We start from the raw sequence: 15,436 nt of genomic DNA, 5'->3' as shown, positions 1-15,436 counted from the left end.
TCCTGGTCGCACCACAGTTGTGTAGATACCTACGCCTATCGCAGGCAAGCCCGCCCCCACGGGTTGGGTCTAGGGTTGTCCTGTGTACCCCCTCCTCATTTGTAGAGGTCCGTTCTGCGCTGGTGTTCTATAGGGTGATGCCAGCCCGATAACAACAAGAGAGCGTCCCGATGCAACGATTGATTCCCAACCTGCTGGCCGCCGCGCTGGCCCTGACTGCGGTGCCGGCGATGGCCGCGGCCGACCTGGTGCTGTTCAACGGCAAGGTGTTTACCGCAGAGCCCGGCCAGGCGCTGGTGCAGGCGGTGGCGGTGCAAGATGGCAAGATCCTGCAAGTGGGCAGCGACGCCGAGATCCAGGCCCTGGCCGACGCCAACACCCAACGTATCGACCTGGCCGGCAAAGTGCTGATGCCGGGGTTGATCGACACCCACAGCCACCCGGTGGTGGCGGCCTTCGACAGCATGGGCGCCAACCTGCTGGACGAGGTCAAGCCGCTGGCGGAGCTCGAACAATGGATCATCGAGCAGGACCAGGCCGGGCGCGCGCGGGCCGGTGACGTGATCAGCATTGCCGGGACCAGTTCGGCCTACTGGGACAAAAGCCGCGAAATGGGCCAGCGTTTCAATCAGGGCCGCTGGGCCGATCAGCCGCTGGTGTTCAGCGGCATCGACGGGCATACCGGCTGGGCCAACAACGCCATGCTCAAGCGCCTGAAGATCGATGCCGCGCTGGTCAAGGGCCTGTCGGAGCAGGACCGTAGTTTTGTCGGGCATGAGGCGGACTTCACCCCCAACGGCTATTTTGCCGAATCGCGCTGGGACAAGATCCGCAACGAAATCCCTGCGCCCAGCCAGGAAGCCATGCTCAAGGCCGCCCGCGAGGCAGTCAGGATCAACAACCAATATGGCGTCACTGCCTGGATGGACGCCGCGGCGAATGCGGGGAGCGACGATTCACTGTTCGACTTCAAGGCGACGGCCGACAGTACCGGGGTCCTGCCGTTGTACCGCGCACTGGCCGAGAAAGGCGAACTCAGCGCCCACGTCGCGGCCCTGATGCTGACCAATCCGAAGAGCCGGCCCGAGGACCTGGAAGTCCTGGCCACGGTGATGAAACAGTTCGAGGGCGTACCCAACCTGACGTTCCCCGGGATCAAGGTGTTTGCCGATGGCATTCTCGAGTTCCCCGGGCAGACGGCGGCGGTCATCGTACCCTTCAAGAACAGCCATAAAAATGGCCAGTTGTTGATCGACCCGGAGCACTTCGGTGAGCTGGTGGTGGCGGCGGAGAAGCGCGGCTGGATCCTGCACATGCATGCGGTCGGTGACCGTGCGGTGCGTGAAGCCCTGAATGGCGTGGCCTACGCGCGCAAGCTCAGCCCGACGCCGGTGCCCCATAGCATCGCGCACCTGCAACTGGTCAATCCCAAGGAGTTCCCGCGCTTCAAGCAACTGGGGGTGATCGCCTCGATGCAGTTGCTGTGGGCCACCGGCGAGTCGTACACGGTGGAACTGGTCAAGCCCTACATCAGCGCGTTCGCCTACGGTTACCAGTATCCCGCCCGCTCGCTGCATGACGCCGGTGCGGTGATTGCCGGTGGCAGCGACTGGCCGGTGTCCAGCCCCAATCCGTTCAACGCCATCGCCCAGGCCAGTACCCGCAAAGGCCCGCTGGGGGTGTTGAATGCCAAGGAAAGCCTCGATCGCCAGAGCATGTTCTACGCCTATACCCTCAACGCCGCCAAGACCCTGCGCCTGGAGCGGCAGATCGGTTCACTGGCGCCGGGCAAGCAGGCTGACCTGATCATTCTCGACCGCGATGTGTTCAAGGTCAGTGACGACGAGTTGTTCGACACCCAGGTCCTGAAGACCTTCTTCGCCGGCAAGCAGGTGTACGCCCCCGCGTCCTGAACCGCGCTACCCCTAACACCCGCGATCCAGCCAAACCACCGGGCGCCTTGCATCTCAAGGCGTCCGGCAACGCCGTGCCTGCAATAACCCGCACACTCATAACAACAAGGGTTTTCCATGAACGCACTCTCACGCTTCGCCCTGGCCAGCCTGGCCCTGTTGCCAATCACCAGCCAGGCGTTGCCCCTCAGCGACGACTTCAGCCTGGACATGAGCCTGACCGCCGCCAGTGACTACCGCTCCCGCGGAATCTCCCAGACCCTTGGCGATCCGGCGCTGCAGTTCGGCGCCACGCTGCAACACAGCAGCGGCCTGTACCTGGGCGCCTGGACCTCGAATGTCGACTTTGGCTATGACTACAAGACCCGCCAGGAAATGGAGTACTACGCCGGTTATTTCTGGCAGGCCACGGATGCCATCAGCCTGGACCTGGGATACATCAAATACGACTACCCGAAGGAGGGCCAATTCAACCTCAGTGAGGTCTACGCCATCCTCGACCTGTATGGGGTCAAGGTGGGTGCCTACTACTCCAACGACACACCCAATGTGTTTGGCCAGGACCAGGACACCCTGTATGCCTATCTCGGCTACACCCTGGTGTTGCCGGCCGAGGTGAGCCTGGACTTGCGCCTGGGGCGCAACGACACCAAGGATGAAGCCTTCCTGGCCACCAACGGCAGCGGGAGCTCGGCCTACAACGAATGGGAGGCCAAGCTCAGCCGTGAGTTCGTGGGCGTCACCTGGGGCCTGAGTTATGTCGACACCAACCTGAAAAAAAGCCAATGTGCCAGTTGGTATGGCTATGACGACCTGTGCACGGCCACCGTCGTGGTCAGTGCCAGCAAGGCGTTCTAAGTCGACGCCGCAATAACAACAACAGTGTCTGCTCCTCCAAGGAAAAACCGTTCATGACCAAGGTCATCGAGAGTTCCAAGCGCAATCCACTGATCGAGACCCGCTCGATCGACTACATCCCCGAATCCGAACGCCATGGCAGCCTCTACAGCCAGTTCACCCTGTGGCTGGGGGCCAACCTGCAGATCACCGCGATTGTCACCGGGGCCCTGGCAGTGGTGCTGGGTGGCGACGTGTTCTGGTCGCTGATCGGCCTGTTGCTCGGCCAGGTGCTGGGTGGGGCGGTGGTCGCCCTGCACGCGGCGCAAGGGCCGAAGCTGGGCCTGCCGCAGATGATCTCCAGCCGGGTGCAATTCGGGGTCTATGGCGCAGCCATCCCGATTGTCCTGGTGTGCCTGATGTACCTGGGTTTCAGCGCCACGGGCGCGGTGTTGTCGGGGCAGGCGATTGCCCAGTTGATCGATGTCAGCGACAGCGCCGGGATCCTGATCTTTGCCGCGTGCATCGCGTTCCTGACGATCTTCGGCTACCGGGTGATCCACCTGGTGGGCAAGGTCGCGAGTGTGCTGGGGATCATTGCCTTTGTGTACCTGTTCACCCGGTTGCTGACCCTCAATGACATCGGCCTGCTCCTGGAAAACCGCCACTTTGCCTGGGGAACCTTCCTGTTGGCGGTGTCGCTTTCGGCCTCCTGGCAGATCGCCTTTGGTCCGTACGTGGCGGACTATTCGCGCTACCTGCCGAGCACCACCTCGTCCTGGAAAACCTTCACCGCCGTTGGCCTGGGAACCGTGCTCGGCGCCCAGGCGTCGATGGTCCTGGGGGTGTTCGCCGCGGCGTTGGCGGGGGCCGGCTTTCGTGGGCACGAGGTGGCGACCATCGTTGGCCTGGGCAGCACCGGAGTGATCGCCTCGTTGCTGTATTTGAGCGTGGTGCTTGGCAAGGTCACCGTCTCGACCCTCAACGCCTACGGCAGCTTCATGTGCGTGGCCACCATCATCAGTGGTTTTCGCAGCAGCCTGCAGCTGACAGCCCGGCACCGCATGGTATTCGTGCTGCTGATTGTCGCGGCGTCGACCACGCTGGCGCTGCTGGGGCAGTACTCGTTCCTCAATTCGTTCAAGTACTTCATCCTGTTCCTGCTGACCTTCTTCACTCCCTGGAGCGCGATCAACCTGGTGGATTACTACTTCATCAACAAGGAGCGCTACGACATCCCGGCCCTGTCCGACCCGTCGGGCCGCTACGGGCGCTGGAACGTGCTGGGCATCAGCGTCTACGTGATTGGCGTGTTGATCCAGTTGCCGTTTGTCGACACCCACTTCTATTCCGGGCCGATGGTCGCGCAGTTGGGTGGCGTGGATATTTCCTGGATCGTCGGCCTGGTGGTGCCGGGCATCCTCTACTACCTGCTGGCCAGGTCGACGGCCCCGGCCGTGGTCCCGCAGCGCCCGGTCTAGGGGAGATTTTTGTCGAGGAGGCTAACCGTGGGTGATCTACACTGGTTTGACTGCACCGAGCCGGTGCAACGGCTTCAGGGAGGTCATCATGAGTAGGTTGTCATCCATTAGCCTGTGCGCTGCCTTGTCGCTTGCCTGCACCCAGGGATGGGCGGAAACGGTAGTGCCGACAAAAGGTCAGAGCGCGCAGCAAACCCAGCTCGATATCAGTGAATGCCATAACGTGGCAGCCAGCCAGAGTGCGAGCACCAACACGGCTTCCGGGGGACGTTTGCGCGGCGCCGCCGTGGGTGCCGCGGCCGGTGCAACGGGGGCCGCGGTGCGCGGCAACCAGCATGACGAGGTGTACGACCGGGTCGACGACGATGTGAAGCAGGACTATCGTCAAGATCGCGCCAAGCAGACCGCAGCGGCTGGCGTGGTAGTGGGGGGCTCGCGGCAACGGCAGGAGCGCCGGGAGCAGGAAAAGACCAGCGCCTCGACCAGTTCCACCGCCTATACCAGCTGCCTGCAGGGCAAGGGTTATCAGGTCACGCCCTGAGGTTGTTTGCGCGGGTTAATTCAAGTGAGGGACGCGGTCCATGAAGACCCCCGAGGATGTCGCTCAAACCCCGGCCCCCGGCTGGCGCTTCAAATTGGGCATCGGCATCATCTGCGTGATGCTCGGCTCTTGGGCCATGGTGCCGATCGCGGCGTCGCTCGGGCTCCCGGGCTCGAAAGTCGCGGCCCTGACCGGTGCGCTGTTCATCAGCAACAAAATCCTGCTGATCCTGGTCATCGCCGTCATGGGCAAGGCCGGGTTCCAGCGGGTCAAGCGCAGCCTCTTCGGCTACGTCTCCGGGCTGGCGCCGAGTGCCGACGTGGAAGTGGGGCCGGTGCGCCATGCCATCGGCATCGTGATGTTCTGCCTGCCGCTGATCTCCTCGGTCCTGGAACCTTACGTCGACAGTCTCTGGCCGGGTTTGCGGCCCAACGTGTGGCAGATCCAGCTGCTGGGCGATGCGATGCTGATCGGCAGCTTTTTTGTGCTGGGGGGCAGTTTCTGGGACAAGGTGCGGGCGCTGTTCGTGCGTAACGCCCGGGTGGTCACTGGCCAGGCGGGTTGAGTCCGGGCTCCGCCAGGGAGCCTCGGACTCGAACCGGGTTACGGCTTGGGCTGCCAGGCCGTGGAACCGGCGGCGGCCTTGAAACGTGCGTGGTTCTCGGCGGTGGCCGGTGGCTCGGAGTCGCCAAAAATTGCTTTCAGCCAGTGGCCGTCGGTGGGGTTGGGGAAGATGATGAACTTGCGGCCGAACTCTTGTTTGTCCTCGTTCATCAGGCTCATGCGTTGCTTGACGTCCCCCACGTAGTACTTGCGCTTGAAGTCGTTGAGGTTGTCGCCCAGCATCACCACCACCTCGTAGTTCTTGGCGATTTCCTGCTGCCTCGGCTCTTTGTTGGAGCTGTCGCGATACACCGTCAGGTGCTGCTCATCGGCATAGGGCAGGTTGTTCTTGCGCAGGTTGGCCAGGGCGTACTCGAAGGTTTTTTCGCCTTGATCGCGACTGGTGACGTAGAACACCTCCACGCCTTTGGATTTTGCGTAGTTGAGGAAATCCACCGCGCCTGGCGTGGCGACCGGGCCATTGTCCGCCACCCATTTGTCCCAGGCTGCGTCGTCGAAGAACTCTTTGTCGGCGTTGATCATGTAGCCCCAGTAGCTGTTGCTCCCCAGCACGGTGTCATCGACGTCGCTGATGATCGCCAGCGGCCGGTCGCCGTCCTTGTGCGCCTGCAGGGCCCGATCCAGTTGCATTCTCGCCACGTTGAAACCCTGGTAGTACAGCGCCTCGAATTCGGCGGCGGTCTGTTTCCAGGCAACGGCGGCAGTGAGCAGGTTCGAAGCAGGAGGGCTGGCCTGCTCGGCAGCAGTGGCGGTGCCGGACAGCAGCAGGCAGGACAGGAGCAGGGGAGTGGCGAAGGTTTTGGTTATGGTTGTCTTCAAGGTTCAGCCCTTATCGCGAGGATTGATCAGCGTCGGAAAAATACCGCCAGGCAGTTCTATCCCAAGCTGGATTATTGCTCAATCCAGGTGTCGCGTTTATGGCTCAATGGGGCGTAATTCCTGCGGTTTGCTGGCGATGGTGCTCAGTGTCTGACGGTGATGTGGGGGCTGCCGTAGGCTGCGATCTTTTGATCCTGGGTTTGTGGGGATATCCCTCGTGGGAGCGGGCTTGCCCGCGATGGTCGTCAACGATATCGCATGCATTCAGGGTGTACGCGGTGTTCTCCAGGCGAACACCAACCTCGGGTACGCCGCAAACCCTGTGGGAGCGGGCTTGCCCGCGATGGTCGTTAACGATACCGCGTGCAATCAGGTTGCACGCGGTGATCTCCAGGCCATCCCAGGCCAACACCCATGGTGCCTGACACATCGCTATCGCTGGCAAGCCAGCTCCCACAGGTCTCTACCCGGCTTAACTTCCTGGGGCTTTGTTCAGCGCCGCTTCCGCTTCGGCGATCTGTGCCTGGCGTTTGCTGATCATGTCGCCGATCGGTGGGCCCTGGAAGCGCCGGGCTTCGAAGCCGAACCAGACGATTGCAGTCAGGATCAGAAAGCCGATGGTGATGTACAGCGCCCAGTCGTTCGGGGGCTGGATGCCGATGATGAAGATCACTGCCATCGAGATGATCGACGCAATCGCAAACAGCGAGTACCAGCCGCGTCCCATGTTCCAGGGGCCCATGGTCGGCCACTTCGCCGTGCCGTAGGTGAACAGGCCGAGCACGATCGGGATGATGAAGGAGAAGAACAGGAAGATCACCGTGCAGGAGACCACGATGGTGTAGACCGGGGTGGCGCCGATCGAGATCACCGATGAGCCCCAGTCGAACAATACCGCCAGGGTCGCGCCGGTCCAGATCGCGGCGACCGGGCTGCGGAAGGTCGGCGAGACCGAGGCCAGGGTTTTCGAAAAGGGCAGGCCGCCATCCCGAGAGAAGGCGAAGATCATGCGTGACACCGAGGTCACGGTCGCCAATCCGCAGAGCACCTGGGAAATGAAAATCGCCACGTACAGCGCGAGTTTGACGTTGGGGTTGACCTGGGTGTCCATGGCCCAGAAAAACACGTTCCAGCCCTGTTTCGCCGCTTCGTCCAGGCTCGGCAACAGCAGCACGAACGAGCACAACATGACCCAACCGAACAGCAACGACCAGACCACCGACATCACCATGCCCCGGGGCACCGACATGGCCGCGTTGCGGGTTTCCTCGGAGGTGTGCGCCGAAGCGTCGTAACCGGTAATGGTGTAGATCGGCAGCAGCAGGCCGAGCATGAAGATCCAGGCATTCGACGCCTCGGGCCAGACATTGCCGCCAGCCGCGCCGGAATAGTTGCCGAAGGTCCACAGCCGGGCGAACTCATAGCTGGGCGCCGAGACCAGGCAAACGATCGTCAGCGCCAGGGCCGTGGCGAAGATCAAGTAGCCGGAAAAGTCGGTGAGCTTTGCCGTCAGGCCAATGCCCAAGTGGTTGCACAGGGCCTGGAGGCCGGTGAGGACCGCCAGGAAAATCACCCTGACCGTGGTGGTGTCCTCCATGCCCAGCGCCGGTCCGAAGGCGCCGAAAAAGAAGTAGTAGGTGCCGACGTTGATGGCGCCGAGCACGGTCACCAACCCCAGTAGATTGAACCAGGCGGTCAGCCAGCCGGTGAAGCGGTTACCCAGGATCGAGCCCCAGTGATACAACCCGCCAGCGGTGGGGTAGGCCGAGGAAATCTGCGCCATGGCCAGGGCAAATACCCCGGAGATCAGGCAGCCAAGCGGCCAGCCGATGCCAATTGCCGCACCGCCTGCCCCCGAGGTGCCCTGGGCCAGGGAGTTGATGCCGCCGGAGAGGATGCAGATGATCGAAAAGGAAATCGCAAAGTTGGAGAAAACCCCCATTCGTCGCGAGAGTTGCTGGGCGTAGCCCATGCTGTGCAGCACCTTGACGTCGTCGTCATGGGGGGTGCCGCTATCGGGCTGGCTGGCTGGTTTCATGTGGGTGCCCCTTCAGGTTTTGATACGCATCCACCCGCGCTGACAGCGCCGGATGGCTTGGCTTTCAACCCCTTGTCGTACTGCTCCTGTCACTGCTGGGTAAACCCTGTCCCGGCCCGTGGTCGGGCCATGGCCAGGTGACTGCTCTAGAGGCGACCGTGATAGGCCGCGGCAAATATCTGCGCCGCACCCTCGCGGGTCAGGGGCAGCGGATTGCCTCCTGCGCAGGGGTCGACCACGGCCATGTCGGCGATCAGTCCAGCCTGGCGATCGTCCACCCCCAGTTCAACCAGGGTATGGGGCACGTCGATGTCCTTGCGCAACTTGAGGACGAAGGCCAGGAAGCTGTCGAACCCGGGAGCGGGCAGGCCCAGGTAGGCCGCCAGGCGGGTGATGCGTTCCTCGATGGCCGGGCGGTTGAACGCCAGGACATAGGGCATGAAAGTGGCGTTGGTCATGCCGTGGTGGGTGTCGTACAGCGCCCCCACCGGATGCGACAGTGCGTGCATGCCGCCTAGACCTTTCTGGAAGGCGGTGGCGCCCATGGCGGCGGCCGCGAGCATGTTGGCGCGGGCTTCGAGGTCGGCTGGGGTGCGCACGGCACGGACCAGGGCCCCGGCCACCAGGCGTATGCCTTCTACTGCAATGCCGTCGGCCATCGGGTGGAAACCGGGGGCGCAGTAGGCTTCCAGGCAGTGGGCAAATGCATCCATGCCGGTGCCAGCGGTGATCTTGGCCGGCATGCCAACACTCAGGGCCGGGTCGCTGATGACCACCCGCGGGAGCATTTTCGGGTGGAAAATGATGCGCTTGGTGTGGCTGCGTTCATCGATGATCACCGCGGCCCGGCCGACTTCGGAGCCGGTCCCGGCCGTGGTCGGCACGGCAATGATTGGGGCGATGCGGCTGTCGTCGGCGCGGGTCCAGTAGTCGCCGATGTCTTCGAAGTCCCAGACCGGCCGGCTCTGACCGCTCATGAAGGCGATGAGCTTGCCCATGTCCAGGCCACTGCCGCCGCCGAAGGCAATCACCCCGTCGTGCTGGCCGGTGCGCCAGGCCTCCAACCCACCCGCCAGGTTGGCTTCCACCGGGTTGGGCTTGAGGTCGCTGAACAGCGCCACGCCTAGACCGGCGGCGCGCAGGGCGTCGACTGCCGCCACCGTGATCGGTGCCCGTGCCAGGCCGCTGTCGGTGACCAGCAACGGGCGCTGGATGCCCTGGCTGCGGCAGACGTCGGCCAGTTCGGCAATGCGCCCGACACCGAAGCGCACGCTGGTGGGGTAGTTCCAGTTTCCCGTCAGGCTCATGGTTCAGATCTCGTGGCGCAGATGAAAGGATTTGGCGCGGGTCAGGTGTTCATAGCCCAGGCTCGACAGGGTGACGCCGCGCCCGCTGTTTTTCACCCCGGTCCAGGCCAGGGCCGGGTCCAGGTAATCGCAGCGGTTCATGAACAGGGTGCCGGTGTCGATCGCGTTGCCCAGCTGTTCGGCAGCGGCCAGGTCCTGGGTCCAGAGCGAGGCGCTGAGGCCAAACTCGCTATCGTTGATCAGGGCGAGGGCTTCTTCGTCGCTGCGCACCGGCATGATGCCCACCACCGGGCCAAAACTTTCGTCGCGCATCAGCGCCATCCTATGGCTGACATCCACCAGGACCTGGGGCGCGAGGTAAGCACTGCCTGGCACGTCGGCGGGAAAATCTTCGGGCTTGATCAAGGCCCGGGCACCCTGGTCCAGGGCCTGGGCGATTTGTCCACGGACCAGGTCCGCGGCCTGGGGCGTAACCATCGGACCCAGCGTGGTGGCTGGGTCCAGCGGGTTGCCCAGCACGTACTGGCGGGTCAGGGCGACAAACCGTTCGACGAAGGCGGGGAAGAGGCTGGCGGCGACATAAATGCGCTCGACAGCGCAACAGCTTTGCCCGCAGTTGAAGAAGCTGCCATCCACCAGGTTCTCCACCGCGTGGTCGAGGTTGGCGTCTGCGCGAACGTAGGCCGGATCCTTGCCGCCGAGCTCCAGGCCGACGCCGAGGAAACCGTCGACGGCCGCCCGTTGCATGTCCTTGCCGCCGCCCACGGAACCGGTGAAGTTGACCCGCTGGACCTGGCCGCCAGCGATCATCTGTGCGGTATCCAGGTGGCTGAGCAGCAGGTTGTGGAACAGCCCTTCGGGCAGGTTGGCGCGGCGAAAGGCCTCGGCGAAACGCTCGCCCACCAGCAGGGTTTGCGAGGCGTGTTTGAGGATCACGCTGTTGCCCGCCATCAGCGCCGGAATAATGCTATTCACGGCGGTCAGGTAGGGGTAGTTCCACGGCGCGACCACCAGCACCGTACCTAGCGGCTCGCGACTGATCCAACGGCGAAACCCGGCGCTCGGTTCCGGCTCGACCGCCGCTAATGCCTGCGGTGCCAGCGCGATCATGTGCCGGGCCCGTTCGGCAAAACCGCGCAGCTCGCCCGCGCCAAAACGCACCGGACGGCCCATCTGCCAGGCCAGCTCCGGGACGATCTCGGCCTGCATCGCCAGCATCGCGTCCACGGCGGCGCTGCACAACGCCGCACGCTCGTCTAGCGAGCGGCGCTTCCACAGTGCCTGGGCGCTGGCGGCGCTCGCCAGGGCCTGCTCGATCTGCCCGGCATCGGCGCGCTGACGCTCGGCGTAGACCCGGCCGTCGACCGGGGAAATCAGTTGGATGGTCGAAGTCATGGCGGTCTCAATAGCGCTCGAAGCCGCGCTGCAATTCCCAATCGGTAATGCGCCGGTCGTACTCTTTCTGCTCCCATTCGGCGGTGTGTACGTAATGGTCGATCACGTCGTCACCGAACGCTTCGCGCAACATGCCCGAGCCCTTGAGCGCGGCGCAGGCCTCGCGCAGGGTCTTGGAGACTTCCGGCAAATGACTGTCGACATAGGCATCGCCCTCGAAGGGCGCGGCCAGCTCGAGCTGCTCGTCGATCCCGGCCAGACCTGCGGCGATCAGGGCGGCGAAAGCGAGGTAGGGATTGAGGTCGGCGCCGCCGATCCGGCATTCGATACGGATGGATTTACTGCCCTCGGCGCACAGGCGAAAGCCGGCGGTGCGATTGTCCAGGCTCCAGACGGCGCGCGTGGGCGCAAAGGTGCCGGCCTGGAAGCGCTTATAGGAGTTGATGTAGGGCGCAAGAAAACAGGTGATGTCGTTGGCGTACTTGAGCTGCCCGGCCACCCAGGCACGCATCAGTTTTGACATGCCGAACTCGGCCTTGGCCTCGAAGAACAGCGGCTTCTTGCCGTTTTTGTCCCACAGAGAATTGTGGATGTGGCTGCTGGAGCCGGCGGCGTCGTAGCGCCACTTGGCCATGAAGGTGATCGCCTTGCCTTGCAGTTGGGCGATCTCCTTGCAGGCGTGCTTGATGATGACGTGGTGGTCGGCCATGGTCAGGGCATCGGCGTAGCGGATGTTGATCTCTTCCTGCCCCGGGCCCCATTCACCCTTGGAGTTCTCCACGGGAATGCCGGAGGCCTGCAGGTGCTTGCGGATCGCCCGCAGTACCGGTTCCTCGCGGGTGGTCTGCAGGATGTTGTAGTCCTCGATGTAGTGCCCGGCGGTTTTTGGCTGGTGGTAGTTGCGCTGGTGGATGGCCTCGTAGCTCTCGTCGAACAGGTAGAACTCCAGTTCCGAGGCGAACATGCCGGTGTAGCCGCGCTGGCGCAGGCGTTCGACCTGTTTCTTGAGGATCGCCCGCGGGCTGTGGGGCAGGTCCTGGCGGTGGTGATGGTCGAGTACGTCGCACAGCACCAGGGCCGTGCATTCCAGCCACGGCACGCGGCGCAGGGTGCTCATGTCGGGCTTGAGCACAAAGTCGCCGTAGCCTTTGCTCCAGCTGGCGGCCGCGTACCCGGGCACCGGCTCCATGTCGATGTCGTCGGCTAACAGGTAATTGCAGCAGTGGGTTTCTTCGTGACCGCTGTCGATGAAAAACTCGACCTGGAAGCGCTTGCCCACCAGGCGCCCCTGCATGTCGACCATGCACACCAGCACGGTATCGATTTCGCCATTGGCAGCGGCGCGCTTGAGTGCTTCGAAGCTTAGGAGGGGCTCGGTCATCACGGCAAATCCTGCGGCAAGGAGGAGGGCAGTCTGATCAGTCGTTGCAGACGCTCTCCAGAAAACCCCAAAACCTGCAGCATGAGCATCGTGTGCAATGAGCTGCTCAAAGCTTAGCTCACTGTCGCCAAGCGCAAGTCTGGCCGAGCAAAAGCTGGAAAAAACTGCCCGGGAACGCCGCTCATGGCCATTACTTATGAGCAAGTAGCTGTTTTCAAACAAATTTGTTAAAAAAAAGCTTCCCAGGCTCGAACAAACTTGGTAAATTTCCGCGCATTCTTGCACTGGCCTTTACCGGGTCGTCAGTCGTGCAAGGGTTCAGCAAGTGAGTGCCCAGCACTCGTCGCTACATCTACAGGGGCGTCGCCAAGCGGTAAGGCAGCAGGTTTTGATCCTGCCATGCGTTGGTTCGAATCCAGCCGCCCCTGCCATTTTCCAAAGCAATCTGTCTCGTAAAATCTGCTGCGCCGGCCTGGGTCGTGACGCGGGTTTTTCCGTGCCTGGGATTTTTTTCCAGCGGATCACTCAGCGTGGGCGCGATGGGGCGGTAGACTGCGGGACTTTTTCCCCCTCAAGCAGGAGCACCCATGGCTAATCAAGACCTGACCTTCATCCCCGATCCGGACGCCGATTCGATCTCTTCCGACGTTGCCGGTTTCGCTGGCCTGCTGGTTTCCACCCAGATTCCTACTCGCGCCGACGGCAGCCTGGAGCTGGGTGATATCGAGTTGCAGAGCGAGTGCACCTTGCAGGCGCTGAAAGTCGCTCTGGAGAAGGCCGGCAGTTCCATGGACCGGGTGCTGCACCTGACCATCTACCTCACCGACATGGCCGACCGCGCCGCCTTCAACCAGGTGTACCAGCGCTTCTTCGCCAAGCCATGGCCAGTCCGCGCCGCCGTGGGCGTGGCCGCCCTGGCGGTTGAAGGGATGCGTGTGGAAGTCACCGCGATGGCCGCCAAGGCCTGAGTCGACGGGCTCGGACGGCGGCCTTGCCCAGGCAACGGCCGCCACCTGGCAGCACACGGGTGCCGCTCCGGCGATTCGCCGCTACAATGCGCACCTACCGTGACAAGTCGACTAAAAAAATATGTCCCTGCCTAAACATCATCTGGAATTACTCAGCCCCGCCCGCGATGTCGCCATTGCCCGCGAGGCCATTCTGCATGGCGCCGACGCCGTGTACATCGGTGGACCGAGCTTCGGTGCGCGGCATAACGCCTGCAACGAAGTGAGCGAAATCGCCGGTTTGGTGGAATTTGCCCGGCGCTACCATGCCCGGGTGTTCACCACCATCAACACCATCCTGCACGACAACGAGCTGGAGCCGGCCCGCAAGCTGATCCATCAGCTCTACGATGCCGGCGTCGACGCGCTGATCGTCCAGGACCTGGGGGTGATGGAGCTGGACATCCCGCCGATCGAGCTGCACGCCAGCACCCAGACCGACATCCGCACCCTGGCCCGGGCCAAGTTCCTCGACCAGGCCGGCTTCTCCCAGCTGGTGCTGGCGCGCGAGCTGAACCTGCAGGAGATCCGCGCGATTGCCGACGAGACTGACGCGGCGATCGAGTTCTTCATCCATGGCGCCTTGTGCGTGGCCTTTTCCGGCCAGTGCAACATTTCCCATGCGCAGAACGGCCGCAGCGCCAACCGGGGCGACTGCTCCCAGGCCTGCCGCCTGCCGTATACCCTCAAGGACGACCAGGGTCGTGTGGTCGCCTTCGAGAAGCATTTGCTGTCGATGAAGGACAACAACCAGAGCGCCAACATCCGCGCCCTGGTGGAAGCCGGCGTGCGCTCGTTCAAGATCGAGGGGCGCTACAAGGACATGGGCTACGTGAAGAACATCACGGCCTACTACCGCCAGCGCCTGGATGATGTGCTCGAAGACCGTCCGGACCTGGCCCGCGCCTCCAGCGGCCGCACCGCGCACTTCTTCCTGCCGGACCCGGAAAAGACTTTCCACCGTGGCAGCACCGACTACTTCGTCAGTGACCGCAAGATCGACATTGGCGCCTTCGACACGCCGACCTTTACCGGCCTGCCGGTGGGCATCGTCGAAAAAGTTGGCAAGCGCGATTTGCAAGTGGTCACGCAAGAGCCGCTGTCCAACGGAGACGGCCTCAACGTGCTGATCAAGCGCGAAGTGGTGGGCTTTCGAGCCAACATCGCCGAGGCCAAGGGCGAGTTCGAGGAGGACGGCGAGAAGCGCTACCGCTATCGCGTCGAGCCCAACGAGATGCCGGCGGACTTGTACAAGGCCCGGCCAAATCACCCGCTCAATCGCAACCTCGACCACAACTGGCAGCAAGCCCTGCTCAAGACCTCCGCCGAACGCCGAGTTGGCGTTGACTGGCACGTGCAGCTGCGTGAAGAGCGCCTGGAGCTGAAGGCCACCAGCGAGGAGGGCATCAGTGCCAGCGTCGCCCTTGAAGGCCCGTTCGGCGTCGCCAACAAGCCGGAACAGGCCCTGGAACAGCTGCGCGACCTGCTCGGTCAACTGGGCACTACCCAGTACCACGCCGCAGCGATCAAGCTGGATGCGCCCCAGGCCTACTTCATCCCCAACTCCCAGCTCAAGGCGGCGCGCCGCGACGTCATCGAAGCGCTGACCGCAGCCCGGGTCGACGCCCATCCCAGGGGGGGACGCAAGGCCGAGACCAGTCCGCCGCCGGTGTATCCGGAGTCCCACCTGTCGTTCCTGGCCAACGTCTACAACCAGAAAGCCCGGGACTTCTATCATCGCCATGGGGTCAAACTGATCGACGCGGCCTTCGAGGCCCACGAGGAGACCGGCGAGGTGCCGGTGATGATCACCAAGCACTGCCTGCGGTTCTCCTTCAACCTGTGCCCGAAACAGGCCAAGGGCGTCACCGGCGTGCGCACCAAGGTCGCGCCGATGCAACTGATCCACGGCGACGAAGTGCTGACCCTGAAGTTCGACTGCAAACCCTGCGAGATGCACGTGGTCGGCAAGATCAAGGGCCACATCCTCGACCTGCCGCAGCCGGGCAGTGGCGTGCAACAGCAGGTAGTCGGGCACATCAGCCCGGCGGACCTGCTCAAGACCATCGTCCGCGCCCCTCACTGAGTGCCGG

The 15,436-nt window shown here is 63.2% G+C and carries 12 protein-coding genes and 1 tRNA gene; 8 read left to right on the top strand and 5 right to left on the bottom strand.

Annotation, left to right across the window (positions count from 1 at the left end; translation table 11 throughout):
* Positions 1 to 170: 170 nt before the first annotated feature.
* The 5 genes from ACM6IP_RS02420 (at position 171) to ACM6IP_RS02400 (ending at position 5,337) form a co-directional block, all read left to right on the top strand.
* Positions 171 to 1,913 (top strand): amidohydrolase, encoded by a 1,743-nt coding sequence (locus ACM6IP_RS02420; RefSeq protein ID WP_095171586.1) that lies wholly within the window; start codon positions 171 to 173, stop codon positions 1,911 to 1,913.
* Positions 1,914 to 2,030: 117 nt separating this feature from the next.
* Positions 2,031 to 2,771 carry a TorF family putative porin gene (locus tag ACM6IP_RS02415; protein WP_095171587.1) on the top strand — a complete coding sequence of 247 codons (741 nt, stop codon included), beginning with the start codon at positions 2,031 to 2,033 and terminating at the stop codon, positions 2,769 to 2,771.
* A gap of 53 nt (positions 2,772 to 2,824) precedes the next feature.
* Positions 2,825 to 4,231, top strand: coding sequence for a purine-cytosine permease family protein (locus ACM6IP_RS02410; protein ID WP_414860887.1), 1,407 nt, complete (start codon positions 2,825 to 2,827; stop codon positions 4,229 to 4,231).
* Between the two features lie 88 nt (positions 4,232 to 4,319).
* Positions 4,320 to 4,772 carry a YMGG-like glycine zipper-containing protein gene (locus ACM6IP_RS02405; protein ID WP_095171590.1) on the top strand — a complete coding sequence of 151 codons (453 nt, stop codon included), beginning with the start codon at positions 4,320 to 4,322 and terminating at the stop codon, positions 4,770 to 4,772.
* A gap of 40 nt (positions 4,773 to 4,812) precedes the next feature.
* Positions 4,813 to 5,337, top strand: a complete 525-nt coding sequence (locus ACM6IP_RS02400; protein WP_401126790.1) for a transporter suffix domain-containing protein — start codon at positions 4,813 to 4,815, stop codon at positions 5,335 to 5,337.
* Between the two features lie 38 nt (positions 5,338 to 5,375).
* On the opposite strand, the gene ACM6IP_RS02395 is transcribed toward ACM6IP_RS02400, so the two are convergent.
* From ACM6IP_RS02395 to ACM6IP_RS02375, 5 genes are all read right to left on the bottom strand, one after another.
* On the bottom strand, positions 5,376 to 6,203 hold the full coding sequence (locus ACM6IP_RS02395; protein ID WP_371917611.1) for a 5'-nucleotidase, lipoprotein e(P4) family: 828 nt from the start codon (positions 6,201 to 6,203) through the stop codon (positions 5,376 to 5,378).
* A 484-nt stretch (positions 6,204 to 6,687) separates the two neighbouring features.
* Positions 6,688 to 8,253: an amino acid permease gene (locus tag ACM6IP_RS02390; protein ID WP_414860886.1), complete on the bottom strand. Its 1,566-nt coding sequence runs from the start codon at positions 8,251 to 8,253 to the stop codon at positions 6,688 to 6,690.
* 146 nt (positions 8,254 to 8,399) lie between these two features.
* Entirely contained in the window at positions 8,400 to 9,560 is a 1,161-nt protein-coding gene (locus ACM6IP_RS02385) for an iron-containing alcohol dehydrogenase (RefSeq protein ID WP_401126794.1), read from the bottom strand.
* Positions 9,561 to 9,563: 3 nt separating this feature from the next.
* Positions 9,564 to 10,955: an aldehyde dehydrogenase family protein gene (locus ACM6IP_RS02380; RefSeq protein WP_414860885.1), complete on the bottom strand. Its 1,392-nt coding sequence runs from the start codon at positions 10,953 to 10,955 to the stop codon at positions 9,564 to 9,566.
* 7 nt (positions 10,956 to 10,962) lie between these two features.
* Entirely contained in the window at positions 10,963 to 12,336 is a 1,374-nt protein-coding gene (locus ACM6IP_RS02375; protein WP_095171600.1) for a glutamine synthetase family protein, read from the bottom strand.
* 356 nt (positions 12,337 to 12,692) lie between these two features.
* Between ACM6IP_RS02375 and ACM6IP_RS02370 the strand changes: the two genes are divergently transcribed.
* The 3 genes from ACM6IP_RS02370 (at position 12,693) to ACM6IP_RS02360 (ending at position 15,429) form a co-directional block, all read left to right on the top strand.
* A tRNA-Gln gene (locus ACM6IP_RS02370) sits at positions 12,693 to 12,767 on the top strand.
* 156 nt (positions 12,768 to 12,923) lie between these two features.
* Positions 12,924 to 13,304: a RidA family protein gene (locus ACM6IP_RS02365; protein ID WP_095171602.1), complete on the top strand. Its 381-nt coding sequence runs from the start codon at positions 12,924 to 12,926 to the stop codon at positions 13,302 to 13,304.
* A 121-nt stretch (positions 13,305 to 13,425) separates the two neighbouring features.
* Positions 13,426 to 15,429: a peptidase U32 family protein gene (locus tag ACM6IP_RS02360; protein WP_414860884.1), complete on the top strand. Its 2,004-nt coding sequence runs from the start codon at positions 13,426 to 13,428 to the stop codon at positions 15,427 to 15,429.
* Positions 15,430 to 15,436 lie beyond the last annotated feature (7 nt).

It is taken from the genome of Pseudomonas sp. IT-P176, from assembly GCF_949767245.1.
Lineage (GTDB): Bacteria > Pseudomonadota > Gammaproteobacteria > Pseudomonadales > Pseudomonadaceae > Aquipseudomonas.
This window is presented reverse-complemented; position numbering and strand designations above follow the sequence as displayed.